The sequence below is a fragment of the Arthrobacter sp. TmtSoilC48 genome, assembly GCF_059739425.1.
Genome location: NZ_AP046049.1, coordinates 818,248 through 832,966, shown reverse-complemented (window position 1 = coordinate 832,966; position 14,719 = coordinate 818,248). Strand labels below are relative to the sequence as shown.

Sequence of the window (14,719 nt, the reverse complement as noted above, 5' to 3'; positions counted from 1 at the left end):
AAGATCGGCGAAAAGCGCTCGGGATGTGAGAGAGGGATGGTTTGGGCGGCGGTGCTAGGGGAAGAGCGGGCGCGGACCTCCCCAGATGTCGGCCATGGTCCAGGCGTCGAAGGTCAGGACGCGGACGGTTCCCCCAGCCGCCGAGAGGGTCACGCGCTCCCCGCCAAGGGTTGGGTAAACCCTGGCCGTGAGCGGCTTGCCATTCGCGAAAATCTCGACGGCGGACCTGTCCACCAGGACACGAAGGCGCACGCGTCCGTCGGGCATCGGAACGGGGCCGGACTTGTCCTCCACATCCAGGGCCAGGCCAGCATCGGCTCGAGCCAGGCTGCTGCGGGTGCGGTCCAGTTTGAGCGTGCCGTTTTCGCCCTCAAGATCGCGGCTTAGTTGGACTACCGTCTCCTCAGCGCCATCCTCCGACCCCAACACGCCCAGCCGCAGCACCGCACCCGGTGCCAGCTGAACGTCCAACTCAAGGTCCAGCTGGTTCCCGGAAACTCCCGTCTCCAGGGGCTTGCCGGAGCCCACCAGGACTTGTCCCGGCACGCTGACGTGATCCCGGCGGAGCTTCTCCACTTCAGGGACAGGCGCAAAAGCCAGGGTTCCGTCGTTGGCCAGGGTGGTGACGCGCGGCAGGCTCATCACGCCAGACCATCCGGCCTCCACCATCGCGGCGTCGCTTCGTCCTTCCTGCATCCAGCCGAACATGATGCGCCGCCCGGACCCGTCCTCGAACGACTGCGGAGCGTAGAAGAACCGTCCGCCGTAGTCGAGCCGGTGCAGGGCTGCAGGCTGGAAGGAATCTCCCGAATAGCGACCGGTCCAATACAACGGGTGACGGGTCTCGCCGTCGTCCCACGCGGAGAAAACCAGCACATCAGGATCGGCGTCAGCAAAAAGCCCGGTGGTCGAACCCAACGAACCCCCACCCGCCCTGAACAGGTCCACGCATTCCCACATGGTTCCGGTCCAGTCAGTATCGGCTGGGTCTCCTTGGGATGCATCTCCAATGAACAGGGGCCCGATGTAGTCCCACGAACGCAGATCCGAGGACTCGTACAGGAACGCCGTGCCGCCGCGCCCACGAATGCCCGAGCCCACCAGTTGCCGCCACGTGGTTCCCTCGCGCCACACGCAGTGGTCCCTGTAAGCGGTGATGTCCACTCCCGCCGGAGGGGCCGCGATGACCGGGTTCTCGGGCACCTTGCTCCAACTCAGGAGATCGGCAGATCCCACGGCAACGCAGGGCAGTTCGCGCTCGCCGAGCCGGCCCGAATAGACCAAGGTGGGCGTACCGCCGTCGTTCACCAACACTCCTGACCAGCAGCCGTCGGCGTCCGGACCCGCCGACGGCTCCAAGGCCACCGGCTGGTCCGTCCAGGTGACGAGGTCCGTGCTGGTGGCATGGCCCCACTGGATGCGGTGGTGGAAGGCGCCCTCCGGGTTGTACTGGTAGAAGAGGTGGTAGGTGCCGTTCCACTGGCTCACGCCGTTGGGATCGTTGAGCCAGCCCGCTGGGGAAACGAAGTGGAAGCGGGGTCGGAGGGGGTCGGACTCGGCGCGGGCAACCAGCTCGTCCCGGGGCACGGTGGCGAGCGGGTGGGTCAGTTCAGTCATGCGGAAGCCTTCTTGTCAGTCTTTTCGGTCGCCACGGGTTCGGTAGCCACGGGTTCAGTCGCCAGCGCGTGTCCGCCGGCTCCAGCCCGCGGCCGGTAGAGGTGGCAGCGCACCCAGTGGCGGTTCGCGGGATCGCCCACTTGATGGCGCACAGGTTCGGTGGCGGAGCAGGCCTGGTGGGGATCGCCGTCGAAAGCGCAGCCCGTGGAGGCCATGACGGCCTGCCGCAGTTCAGCGCGGCGGACGGGATCGTAGGAGCCTGCGCGGGCCGGGTCCGGAACGGCAGAAACCAACAGTTGTGTGTAGGGGTGGGCGGGGTTTGCCAGCAGGTCAAGGGACTCCCCTTCCTCCACGAGCTCACCGGCAAACATCACCGCTGTCCGGTCTGCCAGGTAGCGTGCCGAGGCGAGGTCGTGGGTGATGTAGAGCATGGAGATGCCTTGCTCGTCGCGGAGTTTGCGCATCAGATTCAGCACGCCGATCCGCACTGACACATCCAACATGGAGGTGGGTTCATCAGCCAGGATGACCTGTGGCTCCACGGCGAGGGCACGGGCGATCGCGACGCGCTGCCGCTGCCCGCCGGAAAGTTCATGCGGGTAGGAGTTGAGCATGTCCGCCTGCAGGCCCACGGTGGTCATGAGTTCCTCAAGGCGGCGCTGGGTCTGGGACTCCGAACCGCCCTTCCCGTGGATGGCCAACGACCTCCGCAGGAAATGCTCAATCCTGTGGGCCGGATTCAGCGAGCCGAACGGATCCTGGAAGACCATCTGCAGCTGTGATCGGAAGGCACGGGACGCTTGGAACCGGTCGCGTTTAAGGACGTCGACGCCGTCAACCAGGATGGCGCCGGAGCTCGGCTTTTCGAGCCGGGCAACACAGCGGGCCAGGGTGCTCTTGCCAGAGCCGGACTCCCCCACGAGTGCCACGATTTCGCCGCGGCCAATGGTGAGGTCCACGCCGTGCAGGGCCCGGACGGATTGGCGGGAGAACAGGCCGCCGATGGGGAATGATTTGCCCAGACCGCGGACTTCGAGGGCAGGTGTTTCGGAAGCAGCGACTTGGCGGGCCGAACCTTCGATCGCAGGGGACAGTGCAGAGTGGCTCATGGTGCGACTCCTTCCAGAACAAGTGCTTCAGTGTCGGCACCAAACGGTGCCACGAGGTGCCCGGGCGCCACTTCGGTGAGGTCCGGGATGTTCCGGAACTTCACGCCGTCGGGCAGTCCCGTGAGCGGAACGCGGGGACCAGTGAGCGGCGGGAACGCACCCATGAGCGCCTGCGTATAGGGGTGACGCGGGTTGGCGTAGACGTCCTGCGCCTTGGCGGTTTCGACGATCCGGCCGCCGTACATGACGGCCATGCGGTGCGAGAGCTCCACCATGAGGGACATGTCGTGGGTAATGAAGAGGACGGAGAACCCCAGTTCGCGCTGGAGTTCCTTGATCTGCGCCATGATTTCCTGCTGCACCACCACATCCAGTGCAGTAGTTGGTTCGTCCAGGATCAGCAGCGACGGCTTCAGTGCTACGGCCATGGCAATCACTGCGCGCTGCCGCATGCCACCCGAGAGCTGGTGGGGGTAGGACTTCAGTCGCGCGGGGTCGATCCTCACGAGCTCCAGCAACTCGCCCGCACGGCGGAGCGATTCCTTGCGCGAGTAGCCGGCGTGCGTGGTGAAGATGTCCACGATCTGCTCGCCGATGGTCAGCACCGGATTCAGCGAGTTCATGGCCGACTGAAACACCATGGCCACGTCCTGCCAACGGAAGCGCCGCAGTTCCTCCGGGCTCATGGCCAGGACGTCCTTGCCGCCGAAGCGGATGCTGCCGCCGGCGATCTTGGCCGGGTCCTTCAGGAGCCGCATGATCGAGTTGGCAATCGTCGACTTCCCACAACCCGATTCACCAGCCAGCCCGAACACCTCACCGGTGCCGATACTGAAGGAAACGTGGTCGACGGCGGTGGTTGAGCGGGTATCGCCCACGTACTTTACGGTGAGGTTCCTGACGTCCAGGACGGGCTCGTGGGAGCCGAAGGAGACTTGGGAGACAGTCACTTGGCGGCGCTCCTTTCGGTGGTTGCAGGTGTCTTGATTTTCCGCAGCCGCGGATTGGTAACCTCGTCCACGGCGTAATTGATGAGTGCCAGCGCGAAGGCGACCAAAGCGATGCAGACACCGGAGGGCACGAACACCCACCAGCTACCGGTCAGCAGGGCGCCTTCATTGCCGGCCCAGAAGAGGTTGTTGCCCCACGAGACCGTACTGACGTCGCCCAGGCCCAGGAACTCCAGGCCAGCCTGGGCTCCGATGCCATAAATGACGCAAGCCAGCAGCGTGCCCATGACGATCGAGGCCATGTTCGGCAGGATCTCGCGGAACATGATCCGGCCCGCCCGTTCACCGGACACCACGGCAGCGGCCACGAAGTCCTTGGAACGGATGGACAGGGCCTGCGAGCGCAGCACACGTGCCGAACCGGCCCACCCCGTGACCACGAGGACCAGGATCACTGTGCCAAGGCCCGGTGGCAGGAACGCGGCCAGGATGACCAGGAGCGGCAGGCCGGGAAGGAGCAGGAAGACGTTGGTCGCCAAGGAGAGGGCTTCGTCGATGAACTTGCCGAAGTACGCCGAGGCCAGGCCCACGAGGATGCCAACGAATGTGGACGCGAAGCCTACGGTCAGCCCTACGAACAAGGAACTCCTCGAGCCGTGGACGGTCAGCGCGAGCACGTCCTGTCCCTTGGCGGTGGTGCCCAGCCAATGCTCGGGAGAGGGTTCCAGCGAGGCCATCCCGGTGATGCGCGACGGGTCGCCGGGGAACAGCACGGGCGCCAGCAGCGCGAGGGCGATGAACACGAACATCACGGCCATGCCCAGCATGGCTTTCTTATTGGTGAGGAGCCCGTGGACGAAGCTGCGGTTTGGCTTGCGGACAGCCGGGGTTGGAGTTGGCTGCTTCAGGAGTGCGGTTGTCATGATCAGTCCTCTAGTTGCTGCGCACGCGCGGGTCGAGGCGGACGTAGAGGATGTCCACCAGGAAGTTCGCCAGCAGCACGGCGGCGGTAATGGTCAGGAACAGGCCCTGCATGAGGGGGTAGTCCAGGCCTTGGACGGCGTTGAGGAGTTGGTATCCGACGCCGGGGTACGCGAACACCACCTCGGTGAGCAACGCACCGCCCACCACGAAACCCAGTCCCATGCCGAAGCTCGTGACCGAGGGCAGCATCGCGTTCCGGGCTGCGTAGCGGAGCATGATGCGGCCCGGCTTAAGACCCTTGGCCTCGGCCATGGTGATGTAGTCCTCGGAGTTCGTGGCGATCATGGTGTTCCGCATGCCCAACATCCAGCCACCAATGGAAACCAGCACGATCGTCAGCGCCGGCAGCACCAGGTGCGCACCGACGTCGCCGATGAACTCCCACGTAAACCCGGGCTCCAAACCATCCGTGAACGCGTGGCGGATCGGGAACCAACCCAGCACCACGCCAAACAGGTACAGCGCACCCATCGCAAGCCAGAAGTACGGGAACGAGCCGATGAACACGAGCACCGGCGGCAGTGCCGAGTCGATCGCGCCACCCCGCCGCCAAGCGGCCAGGATGCCCAGCAGGTTACCCACGACGGCGGCAATCACCAGGGCGGTTCCGCCCAGCAGGAGGGTCCAGCCGATCTGCGAGGAGATAACCTCAGTGACCGGTGTTGGGAAACGGGAGATGGAAACGCCCATCTGGCCCGTGAATATGTTGTGCATGTAGTCGACGTATTGCTCCCAAATGGGCCGATCGTCCACGCCAAGAAGCTTGCGCAGGGCCTCGATCTGTTCGGGCTGCATTCTGTCCTGGGAGCGGGCAAACATGCGGGAGACGGGGTCGCCGGGCATGAAGCGCGGGAGCAGGAAATTCAGGGTGATGGATGCCCAGAAGGCGATCAGGTAGAAACCCAGGCGGCGCAGGATAAAGCGCACGGTTTCCCTCCATTCGGGAATTACGGAAAGTTTGGGGCACGCCCGGCGGCCGGTCCGTGGGACGGCGGCCGCCGGACGGCGGTGGGGACTACTTACGCGGTTCCAGCGTGGTCAGCACCAGGACTGTGGTGGGTGACCGTACCGAGAGGGTTGCGTACGGGTTGCCCTCGGTGGGCCAGCCGGTGAAGCGGGTGTCATTGAAGGCACCCCATTCCGGGCCGGAGAACAGCGGCACCAGCGGTGCGACGTCGTTGTACTCTTGCTGGAGCTTGTTGGCGATGTCCTTCTGCTTGGACTCGTCGGACTCTGCTGCAAATTCAGCCAGCAGGGCATCAGCCTTGGTGTCACCGAAGCGGTGGTAGTTGTCGAACGTCTTGGTTCCTACCGGCTTCACTGTTGCCGTGCCCATGGAGGTGTTGAAGTACTTGTACGGGCTGGGGTCGTTGGCGCTCCACACGATGCCGGAATCGAAGTCGCCCGTCTCGTAACCCGCAACCACTGCCGCCCAGTCCGGGGAGTCAACCTTTGCCGTGACGCCAACCTCGGCGAGGTTCTGCGAGATCACGTTGGCCACGGACAGCCAGTCGGAGGACGAGGCGCCCACGGAGATCTTGAACTCGAACGGCGAACCGTCCTTCAGTTTGCGCTTGCCATCAGCACCCTTGGCGTACCCGGCCTTGTCCAGCAGCTCGTTGGCTTTCTGCACATCCAGCTTGGTCCAGGTGCAGTTGTCCTTGACCTCGGAGTTCTTCCACTTTTCGTAGTTGCCGGAGAGGCCAGTGCAGTCGGCCGGCTTGGCGTAGCCGCTCATACCGATCTTGGTGACTTGCTCGCGGTCAACGGCCATGCTCAGGGCCTTGCGGACGTCAACATCATTGAAGGGAGCCTTGGCGGTGTTGAGCTGCCAGTTGATCATGGCGCCGGTTGCCGGGAACCAGTACTGGCGGTGTTCCTTGTCCTTGGAAACAAACGTCTTTTCGATGTTCGGGATGTACTGCGGGGCCCAGTCCACGTCCCCGTTCGCAGCGGCGAGGTTGGCGCCGTCGTTCCCTGCAAAAGCGAGCATCTTGATGCCGGCGATCTTCTGCTTTTCCGGCTGCCAGTAGTTGGGGTTCTTCTTCAGTACGAAGGACTGGGCCTGGAAGCTGTCCACCTCGGTGTACGGTCCGGTGCCCACGGGCTTGGCGTTGGGGTCCTTCTCCGGGTCGGCCAGCGCGGACCAAATGTGCTTGGGCAGGATGCTGAGCTGTCCGACGTCGTAAAGGGCGGGCGACCATGGCTTGTTGAAGTTGAACGTGACCTTGTTGGTTCCCTCGGCTGTCACGGTGTCCAGGTACTCGTAGCCACCCTTGATCTTCTTCTGAAGGCCGAACGTGTAAGCGACGTCGTCAGCGACGAAGGGCTGGCCGTCGGACCACTTCACGCCGTCACGCAGCGTGAAGGTGATCGATTTGCCGTCGTCGGCTGCCTTCCACTCTGTCGCGAGCCACGGCACCGTGTCTCCCTTGGCCGGGTTGAAGATCAGCAAGGACTCGTAGATGGATTGCTGGACCATCGGGTTGACGGTGGGCGCGAACGGGTTGAAGTTCTGCACGAACGTGCCCATGTCCTCACGCGGGATGGTGAGGAACGCGCTCGCGTTTGCTGCGGCGTCTGTGCCGGCGGTCTTGTTGACGGTGGCGGCACAGCCGGTCAGCAGCATCGCGCCCACCGCCAGTCCGGCCGCCGTGATGCGGGCAGACCTCAGGAATCGGGGTTGTGTCATGATGGTTATCTCTTTCCTATCTTCATCGTCCAAGGTGAAGGGGTGGGTAAGGGGTTTGCTCTTCGAGGTTGATTTCGCGGTCAGACCGAAGAGCGTTCTAGCAGCGGACAGTCGACCAATTGCTGGTCGGCAATGATCGGCTGTCCTGCTGTAAGAGCGGCGAGCGTCTGGACTCCCAGGGCTCCCATTTTTTGGAACGGCAAGGCAACGGTGGTCAGCTTTGGCCTCAGGTAGGCCGCAATGAGCTCCTGGTTGTCGAAGCCGATCACAGCGATGTCTCCGGGGATGGTCAGGCCCCGTTCTTTGATGGCGTCGTAGGCGCCCATCGCCATGCGGTCGTTGAGGCAGAACAGCGCGGTTGGCCTGTCCTTTTCCGGATAGCGGTCCAGGATTTGGCAGGCGGCGTCGTAGCCGCCGTCGGCCGTTGCGTATCCGGACACCACCAGTTCCGGGTCCAGCTCAAGTCCTGCGACGGCCAGTGCTTCGCGGGCACCTTCCAATCGCCCAACTGCTGCGGGAATGACCGGGTCAAGGTTGATGATTCCGATCCGGGTGTGGCCGGCTTGAAGCAAGCGCTCGACGGCTACCCTGCCACCCGCACGCTCGTCAGGAACGATCGAGGGCAGCTTTCCGTCCGCGTCGAAGCAGTTGATCAGCACGGTTGGTACTTCATTGGCACTCTGCGGAACGTGCACGCCCCGGTGAAAAGTGGCTGCGTAGAGAAGTCCTTCCACTCGTTGCTCCAGCAGCTTTTCAATGGCGGCATCTTCCAAGCCCTGGTTGGGTCCTACGGCATCGGCCTGGTCGGAGGGCGCGATGAGCAGGAACCGGCGATCAATCCATGCCTGGTCCTGGGCTCCTTTGATGATGTCGACGGCGAACGGTGCCGTCACGATCTCGGTGACGATCCCGTACCAATCACTGCGCTGGGATGCCAGCGCACGTGCTCCGGCGTTCGGGCGGTAGCCCAGTGCCTGCACGGCATCGTTGATACGGGTGCGGGTTTCCTCGGAGATGCTGGCATTTTCGCGGTTGCTCAGCACGAACGAGACTGCGGTCCGGGAGACGCCGGCATGCTTGGCGACGTCATTCATGGTGACTCCCCGCTGCCGCACAGCCGCGGCTTTGTTGGGGGTGGTGCTTTTCGCCATTGAATGCTCCGGGTCCTGGTTCTGATGCCTGTTGGAAATACGGATATTGGTAACGCGCGTTACTTGGAACGTGTGATTTAGGTTACGCGCGTTACTTGCTTCCTGTCAACGGATTTCTTTTTGCGCCACCTCCGCCCGATTCGACGACTCGCTGCGCAGAAGACGACTCCTACCGTCTTGCACGCAGCGAAGCATCGAATCGGGCCAGCTCCCTCGTCCAGCGCAGCCACCAGCCTGTCCCGCGCATTCACAAAGCCGGCACCGCGCTAGGCTTCTGCCATGGCATTGATAGCTCCCCGCGTTACAGCTGGCCTCCCGGCCGACGACGCCCGGAACCTGGCACGCTCCCTCCAGGACAGCAACGACATCACCGTGTTCGTCGATGGCACGGTCCACCGCCTCCCCGACCAGGCGAGGGACGCCGTCGTCGATCTTCTTGCGAGGCTGGGCCGCGGCGAAACCGTCACGGTCAGCAGCGTGGAGGAAATGCTCACGACGTCCCAGGCCGCGGAGCTGGCAGGCATCTCACACACTTACCTGCGCAATATGACCGACCGCGGTGAAATCCCCGTTGAGTACCGCGGCACGCACCGGCGAATCCGCCAGGCTGCGATCATGGAGTGGCTTGAAACCCAGAAGCGCAAGCAGGCCGAGACCTCCGTGGGAGATAAAGGCGAAGACAACGGCCGGGATGACGCCGGAAATGACGCACGCAGCGACTAAAAGCGTCGGAGTGATAAGGATCAAGCAACGATCCCAGCCAACGGGCCAGCACCTGATTACCCCGGGGTTACGCTTGTTTGGTGGGCAATTTCAAAGGGTGGCATATCGTGGCCGGGGTGGCCGCAATGGCCCTTGCCGCACCCTTGGGATCGGCCATGGGATTGAACTTCGTAGCCACCTTCATGTTTGCGTGCGTCGCGTTTGTCGCGGTCGCCATGTGGACAGAATCCAAGATCGCCCGACGCCGGGACGCGGCTGACGCTGCCGCCGCCCCCGACGCTTCGCGCGCCGCCGGCGACCCCGCCGAATCGGACGACGCCACACGGGATTAGCATGCGGGCGGGTCGAACAGCCCCAAACCCGAACCAGGGCTGTTTCAATAGCGGTATGGCTTCGACTTCCCGCTCCGTCGTTTGGCCCGCCGTGCACGATGAACGTCGTGCGCTGATCCACGATCTGGAACCGCTCCCCGAGCCACTCTGGGAGACGCCTTCACTTTGCCCGGGCTGGGACATCCATGACGTACTGGCGCACGTTGTGGACAGCGCAAAGACCACCCGTTTGGGCTTCCTCAAGCGAATGATTGAAGCCCGCTTCGACTTCGACCGCGACAACGCCGTGGGGGTGGAACGCGAAAAGGCCAAGGATCCCGGCGGCACACTGACGGCGCTACGCGCTGTAGTGTCCCGGACATCGGGACCACCGGCGGGGATTGCCACACGATTGGTGGAAGCGTTCGTCCATGGCGAAGACATCCGGCGCCCCCTTGGAATGACGCGCAACTATCCGGCCGGGCCGGTCGCGTTGGCTCTTGCCTACCAGGTCAAGACAACAACAAGGATCGGCGGCGGCAAGGAGATAGCCGCGGGCTGGCGACTGGTTGCCACGGACACCGACTTCCAGCACGGCGACGGCCCGGAGGTTCAAGGACCGGCCATTTCCCTGCTTCTCGCTGTTTCCGGACGGCCAGTGTCTGAGGACGAGCTAACCGGCCCCGGGGCTCCGGTATTCCTGGAACAGGCCCGGCCTTGACGGGGCGCCGAGGCAACAGGAGCACGTTACTGTCTGCCGACGTCGAGGCTTGCGGTCTAGGTGGTCGGATTCTCTGGACGGAGGGATCGCCTCCTCCGGGGACGCACGGGAGCGCGCAGCCCGCTTACATCCTTATCCACGGCATCGGCGTCTCACACCGCTACCTTGCGCGCCTTCACGGCGTCCTGGCAGGGGGCGCGCCCACCTACTCGCTGGACCTTCCCGGTTTTGCGGGTACTCCCAAGCCCGGGCGGCAACTATCCGTGGAAGATTACGGCGCGTTCATCGCAGAAGCACTGAAGGCCTGCGGCATCGAGTCGTACATCCTGGTAGGACACTCGATGGGCGTGCAGTTCGCCATTGAAGCGGCCCTCCATGCGCCTGAACGCGCCTTGCATCTTGTCCTCATGGGTCCCGTGGTTGACTCACGCCACAAGAACGTGGGGCGGCAGTCGCTGGCCCTGTTCCTGGATGGCCTTCTCCGCGAAAGCCCATCGTCCAACTGGATCGTGATCACTGACTATCTGCAATGCGGGCCCCGCTGGTACCTCACGGAGCTGCCCGTAATGATGAAGTACCCGACCGAAAAGCAGTTGGCTAAAATCCGGACTCCGGTGCTGGTGCTTCGAGGGAGCCGCGATCATGTGGCCGGGCCGGAGTGGGCGCTTAAGCTCTCCCGCGCGGTGCCCCAAGGGCGCCTCGTTGAAATCCCCGGAGTTGGACACGTCGCCCAGCACATGCGGCCGAAAGCTGTTGCGGACGCCATCATGAGCTTCGTCGCTGCCACCTCCCGCCAGAGTTAGGCACTGATGCAAGCACTCATGCACGACGGCGTAACCCGGCGTGGGTGCCCCTTGTTGGGTTTGCGACCTGGAGACTAGGCTGGCCGGGCAAGCACAAAAGTAAGTTTGCTTAGGAAGGGTGACCATGACCAGCTATGACCCTGAGGACGATCCCCGGACCTTCGGAGTTTCCGGCGACGCCGAGCCAGCCGACACGACAGGCGACACCGCTGGCGTCACTGCCGGCGACACCGACGATGTCCACACGGATCCCGACATGCGCCAGGACGAGGACGACGATCCCGCAGCTTCCGCCAACCCCGATCCCCTGGACGGCAACGTCACGGGACTCGAGCCTGGAGGCGGCGTACCTCCGGGCGAAACCCCACCCGCGGAGGGCAGCATGAGCAGCGACCAGGGACACGAAGAGTAGCTCGTCCCCAAGCCGCTGTCCTGTCGCTGCCCAGCAACGTATTAGCGGCCCAGCAACGTACTAGCGGCCCAGCAACGTATTAGCGGGGGCAACTCCGGTTACGGCAGCCTCAGTATCTCCCCGAGGTCATAATCAGCTGGCTCCTCCAGCTGGGAATACGTACAGCTCTCCGGAGTCCGGTCCGGCCGCCATCGACGAAACTGGGTGGTGTGCCGGAACCGGTCGCCTTCCATGTAGTCATACGCAACCTCGATGACGAGCTCGGGCCGAAGGGGAACAAAGGAGAAGTCCTTGCCGCCGCTCCACCGGCTTTGCGCGCCCGGCATCCGGGAACCAGTAGCGGCGGCATCTCCTTGGTCGGCCCACTGACCCCAAGGATGTTCGCTGAACTCCGTCTGGTATGGCTCAAGTTCAGCCACCAGGCTTTCGCGCTTGGCCATGGGAAATGAAGCCACCACCCCAACGTGCTGCAGCTGGCCGGCGTCGTTATACAGCCCAAGCAGCATCGACCCGACAACCTTTCCCGTTTTATGCCAGCGGAATCCGGCCACCACGCAGTCCGCGGTCCGTTCATGCTTGGTTTTGAACATGACGCGCTTATTCGGTTGGTATGTCTCCTCGAGCGGTTTGGAAAGTATGCCGTCAAGCCCGGCGCCTTCGAGCTGCACGAACCACTCCTGTGCTTGGTCAAGTTCCGTCACCGCCGGTGTTACGTAAACGGGCGCCTCAGCCTTGGACAGTGCCCGCTCCAAAGCTGCTCGACGCTCGGAAAACGGCTTGTCCATGAGGTTCTCGTCTCCCAGCGCGAGGATGTCGAATCCGATGAAGGAGGACGGGGTGCTCCCGGCCAGCATCCGCACACGGCTGTCGGCGGGATGGATGCGCTGCTGAAGGCCCTCGAAGTCGAGCCTGTTCCCAGCTATGAGGACAATCTCGCCGTCGATCACGCATTTGTCCGGGAGATTCTTCCGAAGGGCTTCCACCAGCTCAGGGAAATACCGTGTCATAGGACGTTCGTTTCGGCTACCCAGGATGATCTCATCACCATCTTTGAAAACGATGGTCCTGAACCCGTCCCACTTTGGCTCAAAATGACCCACATCAGGGATCGAAGGAACAGACTTGGCAAGCATGGGCGAAATGGGCGGCATCACTGGGAGGTCCATACGACTATGTTCTACCTGCCGCCCGCGGCGGAAGCTAGTCTTGGGCCATGGATATCTTGGCCGTACTAGTGGCAGTGCTGGCAGCACCTGCCCTCATTGCGGCCCTTTGGTTCTGGGTCTTGCGCCAGAACAGCAAGGGTAAAGTCCGGCGCGGCGCCACGGGTGGGATGCTTGGTGTGGCCGACGAAATTTTCCGACCCGAGACCCATTACGCACACCAAGTCCAAAGGATCCAGTACGAGCTGCCAGCCCCGGCTCCGGCCCCGGAGCCTAAGTCCTAACGGGCCTTCGAGCCGGAAGGCGTCCCGCCCGTTACATTAATGTGACTTTGCTATGCCGCTCATGTACCGTCGAAGAGCGACCCTCATCTCCGCTGGGCCGCTTCCGGGTTGACGCCGAGCTCTGCCGCAAACCGGAATCCGCCAGACCCGCGGCAGAGACGGGGGACCCAGAGTTCCCGGGCCTGATTTTCCCTAGGCCCTTGGGGTGAAGCCGCCATGTGCGGCCGGACGGCCTCGTCCGAACCCGACAGCTAACCTCGCAGGCGTTGAGAGGCAACCACCATGTCCCCAACCATGGATCAGCCGCGCCGCGCCCAAATAGCGCGCGAGCGTACCCAGCCAACCGGACGCCGTCGGGCCCAACCCAGCGGATCCTCCACCAGCACGCCGGAAGCAGAAGCAGGTTTAGCAGGCACGACGCCGGAACCCGCCACTGCTTCTATTCCCGCCTCTGCTTCCAATCCCCAAACTGCGGCACCCATTACGCGCGCGGCCGCTCGGGCGGCAGAGCGTGAACGGGCAGCCCAGGCAGCTATTTCTGCTGAGACAGTCCCCACTGAAACTGCTCCAGCAGAAACAGCACCAGCGGATTCTGCAACAGCGGACTCTGCTCCGGCGGACCCTGTTCCCCTGGAGCCGGCAACTGCTGCGATTCCAGCTGTTCAGGCGGCCGAACCGGTCGCGCCCGAACCCGCAGCGAATCCCGAACCTGCCACCGCTGCCATCCCGATCGTTCAGGCGGCCGAACCGGTCGCGCCCGAACCGGTCGCAGCGAATCCCGAACCTGCCACCGCTGCCATCCCGATCGTTCCGGCTAAGAGCCCCGCACAGCTTGCCGCAGCCGCGACCGCCGCCTCTGGTCTCGCAAGCCGGAAAGCCCTTCGCGCCCAGGAATCGGGGAGCGGTACGGCCCGTAAGGCGGCAACTGCTGGCGAAACCCCGGCTGGCGGCGCCCCTGCCTTCGGAGCTTCATCACTGGGAGCTTCATCCCTGGGCGGGTCATCCTTCAGCCCCGAACCGCACGCCGTGCTCACCAAGGCCGCCTCGGTCAAAACAATGGGCCAGCGCATGGCAGTCGTCGCTGGGGCCTTGGGCTTGGTATTGACCGTTGGCACCATGAGCCAGGCCTTCGAGCTTCCCTTCTTCGGGCAGGAAACGCCGGCCCAGGAAGCAAGCGGCGCAAAGACGGGTAGCGACAGCAGGCAGTCAACTTCGGCTACCCCTGCACCCAGCTCGTCCTCCGCCAGCGCCTCCGCGTCGTCGGCCACCAGCGAGGCCGGAAAGCCGGCAACCGTAGCAACGCAGTCGTCAGGAGAGGCACCCGACCAGGCGCCGTCGTCGTCCCTTCCGACTCCGCAAGTGTCACTCGCGGATCCTGTTTGGGTGCCTTCGGCAGTCCCGTCGGCTGTTGTTCCCGTCCCGGGCGTGACAACTCCTGTTCCAACCCAGCCGGCCCCGAGCCCGGTTCCGTCGGACACGGTCACCACCCCACCTGCCACGACGACGCCGACCCCCACCGGCACTCCGGCACCAACTCCAACACAGGCTCCGGCGCCAAAGCCAAAGCCGACCGGCAGTCCCAGCACCACCACACCGTCCAGCGATTCACCCCTGGACCTGGACGGCATACTTGACGGCGCCACAGGGATCTTGAAATGAGCACGCGGCTTCCCAGGACCAGCGCGCACGTCGGATGGCATGGCCGGTACTGCAGCAGCAGCCGCACTGCCACCTTCCGCAATCGGATGGGCCGCTGGAGCTGCCAACGGTTGCGCCGGGCCTAAGGAATCACAGCAACC

The 14,719-nt window shown here is 63.9% G+C and carries 15 protein-coding genes and 1 riboswitch; of the genes, 7 read left to right on the top strand and 8 right to left on the bottom strand.

Going from position 1 to position 14,719, the window contains the following annotated elements:
• Positions 1-54: 54 nt before the first annotated feature.
• The 7 genes from AC6I97_RS04035 to AC6I97_RS04005 all read right to left on the bottom strand — a co-directional run bounded on the left by AC6I97_RS04035 (position 55) and on the right by AC6I97_RS04005 (position 8,503).
• The gene (locus AC6I97_RS04035; protein WP_497944137.1) at positions 55-1,617 is read right to left on the bottom strand and encodes a glycoside hydrolase family 32 protein; all 1,563 of its coding nucleotides are present in this window, start codon (positions 1,615-1,617) and stop codon (positions 55-57) included.
• On the bottom strand, positions 1,614-2,726 hold the full coding sequence (locus tag AC6I97_RS04030; protein ID WP_497944136.1) for an oligopeptide/dipeptide ABC transporter ATP-binding protein: 1,113 nt from the start codon (positions 2,724-2,726) through the stop codon (positions 1,614-1,616). Before AC6I97_RS04030 ends, AC6I97_RS04035 begins: the two co-directional genes overlap by 4 nt.
• Complete coding sequence (locus tag AC6I97_RS04025; RefSeq protein WP_497944135.1) at positions 2,723-3,676, bottom strand: ABC transporter ATP-binding protein; 954 nt, start codon at positions 3,674-3,676, stop codon at positions 2,723-2,725. Before AC6I97_RS04025 ends, AC6I97_RS04030 begins: the two co-directional genes overlap by 4 nt.
• Positions 3,673-4,599 carry an ABC transporter permease gene (locus AC6I97_RS04020; RefSeq protein ID WP_497944134.1) on the bottom strand — a complete coding sequence of 309 codons (927 nt, stop codon included), beginning with the start codon at positions 4,597-4,599 and terminating at the stop codon, positions 3,673-3,675. Before AC6I97_RS04020 ends, AC6I97_RS04025 begins: the two co-directional genes overlap by 4 nt.
• 10 nt (positions 4,600-4,609) lie before the next feature.
• Entirely contained in the window at positions 4,610-5,587 is a 978-nt protein-coding gene (locus tag AC6I97_RS04015) for an ABC transporter permease (RefSeq protein WP_497944133.1), read from the bottom strand.
• An 88-nt stretch (positions 5,588-5,675) separates the two neighbouring features.
• A complete protein-coding gene (locus tag AC6I97_RS04010) occupies positions 5,676-7,352 on the bottom strand; it encodes an ABC transporter substrate-binding protein (RefSeq protein WP_497944132.1) in 1,677 nt (558 codons plus the stop codon).
• 80 nt (positions 7,353-7,432) lie between these two features.
• Entirely contained in the window at positions 7,433-8,503 is a 1,071-nt protein-coding gene (locus tag AC6I97_RS04005) for a LacI family DNA-binding transcriptional regulator (protein WP_497944131.1), read from the bottom strand.
• Between the two features lie 279 nt (positions 8,504-8,782).
• On the opposite strand from AC6I97_RS04005, the gene AC6I97_RS04000 reads away from it, so the two are divergent.
• The 5 genes from AC6I97_RS04000 (at position 8,783) to AC6I97_RS03980 (ending at position 11,473) form a co-directional block, all read left to right on the top strand.
• A complete protein-coding gene (locus AC6I97_RS04000) occupies positions 8,783-9,226 on the top strand; it encodes a helix-turn-helix domain-containing protein (RefSeq protein ID WP_309928158.1) in 444 nt (147 codons plus the stop codon).
• 80 nt (positions 9,227-9,306) lie between these two features.
• Entirely contained in the window at positions 9,307-9,558 is a 252-nt protein-coding gene (locus AC6I97_RS03995; RefSeq protein WP_224165694.1) for a hypothetical protein, read from the top strand.
• 55 nt (positions 9,559-9,613) lie between these two features.
• Positions 9,614-10,258, top strand: coding sequence for a maleylpyruvate isomerase family mycothiol-dependent enzyme (locus tag AC6I97_RS03990; RefSeq protein WP_497944130.1), 645 nt, complete (start codon positions 9,614-9,616; stop codon positions 10,256-10,258).
• Positions 10,255-11,061: an alpha/beta fold hydrolase gene (locus AC6I97_RS03985; RefSeq protein WP_497944129.1), complete on the top strand. Its 807-nt coding sequence runs from the start codon at positions 10,255-10,257 to the stop codon at positions 11,059-11,061. The genes AC6I97_RS03990 and AC6I97_RS03985 overlap by 4 nt, the downstream gene beginning before the upstream one ends.
• Positions 11,062-11,185: 124 nt before the next feature.
• Positions 11,186-11,473 (top strand): DUF6480 family protein, encoded by a 288-nt coding sequence (locus AC6I97_RS03980; RefSeq protein ID WP_224165697.1) that lies wholly within the window; start codon positions 11,186-11,188, stop codon positions 11,471-11,473.
• 98 nt (positions 11,474-11,571) lie between these two features.
• Here AC6I97_RS03980 and AC6I97_RS03975 read toward each other — a convergent pair whose 3' ends face one another.
• A complete protein-coding gene (locus AC6I97_RS03975; RefSeq protein ID WP_497944128.1) occupies positions 11,572-12,639 on the bottom strand; it encodes an ATP-dependent DNA ligase in 1,068 nt (355 codons plus the stop codon).
• Between the two features lie 47 nt (positions 12,640-12,686).
• Here AC6I97_RS03975 and AC6I97_RS03970 point away from each other — a divergent pair, with 47 nt between their 5' ends.
• Together AC6I97_RS03970 and AC6I97_RS03965 are read left to right on the top strand one after the other, a co-directional pair.
• Positions 12,687-12,920: a hypothetical protein gene (locus tag AC6I97_RS03970; protein ID WP_224165699.1), complete on the top strand. Its 234-nt coding sequence runs from the start codon at positions 12,687-12,689 to the stop codon at positions 12,918-12,920.
• Between the two features lie 129 nt (positions 12,921-13,049).
• A riboswitch (cyclic di-AMP (ydaO/yuaA leader) is annotated at positions 13,050-13,200 on the top strand.
• Positions 13,201-13,202: 2 nt separating this feature from the next.
• Positions 13,203-14,579: a hypothetical protein gene (locus AC6I97_RS03965; RefSeq protein WP_497944127.1), complete on the top strand. Its 1,377-nt coding sequence runs from the start codon at positions 13,203-13,205 to the stop codon at positions 14,577-14,579.
• The last annotated feature ends 140 nt before the right edge of the window (positions 14,580-14,719 follow it).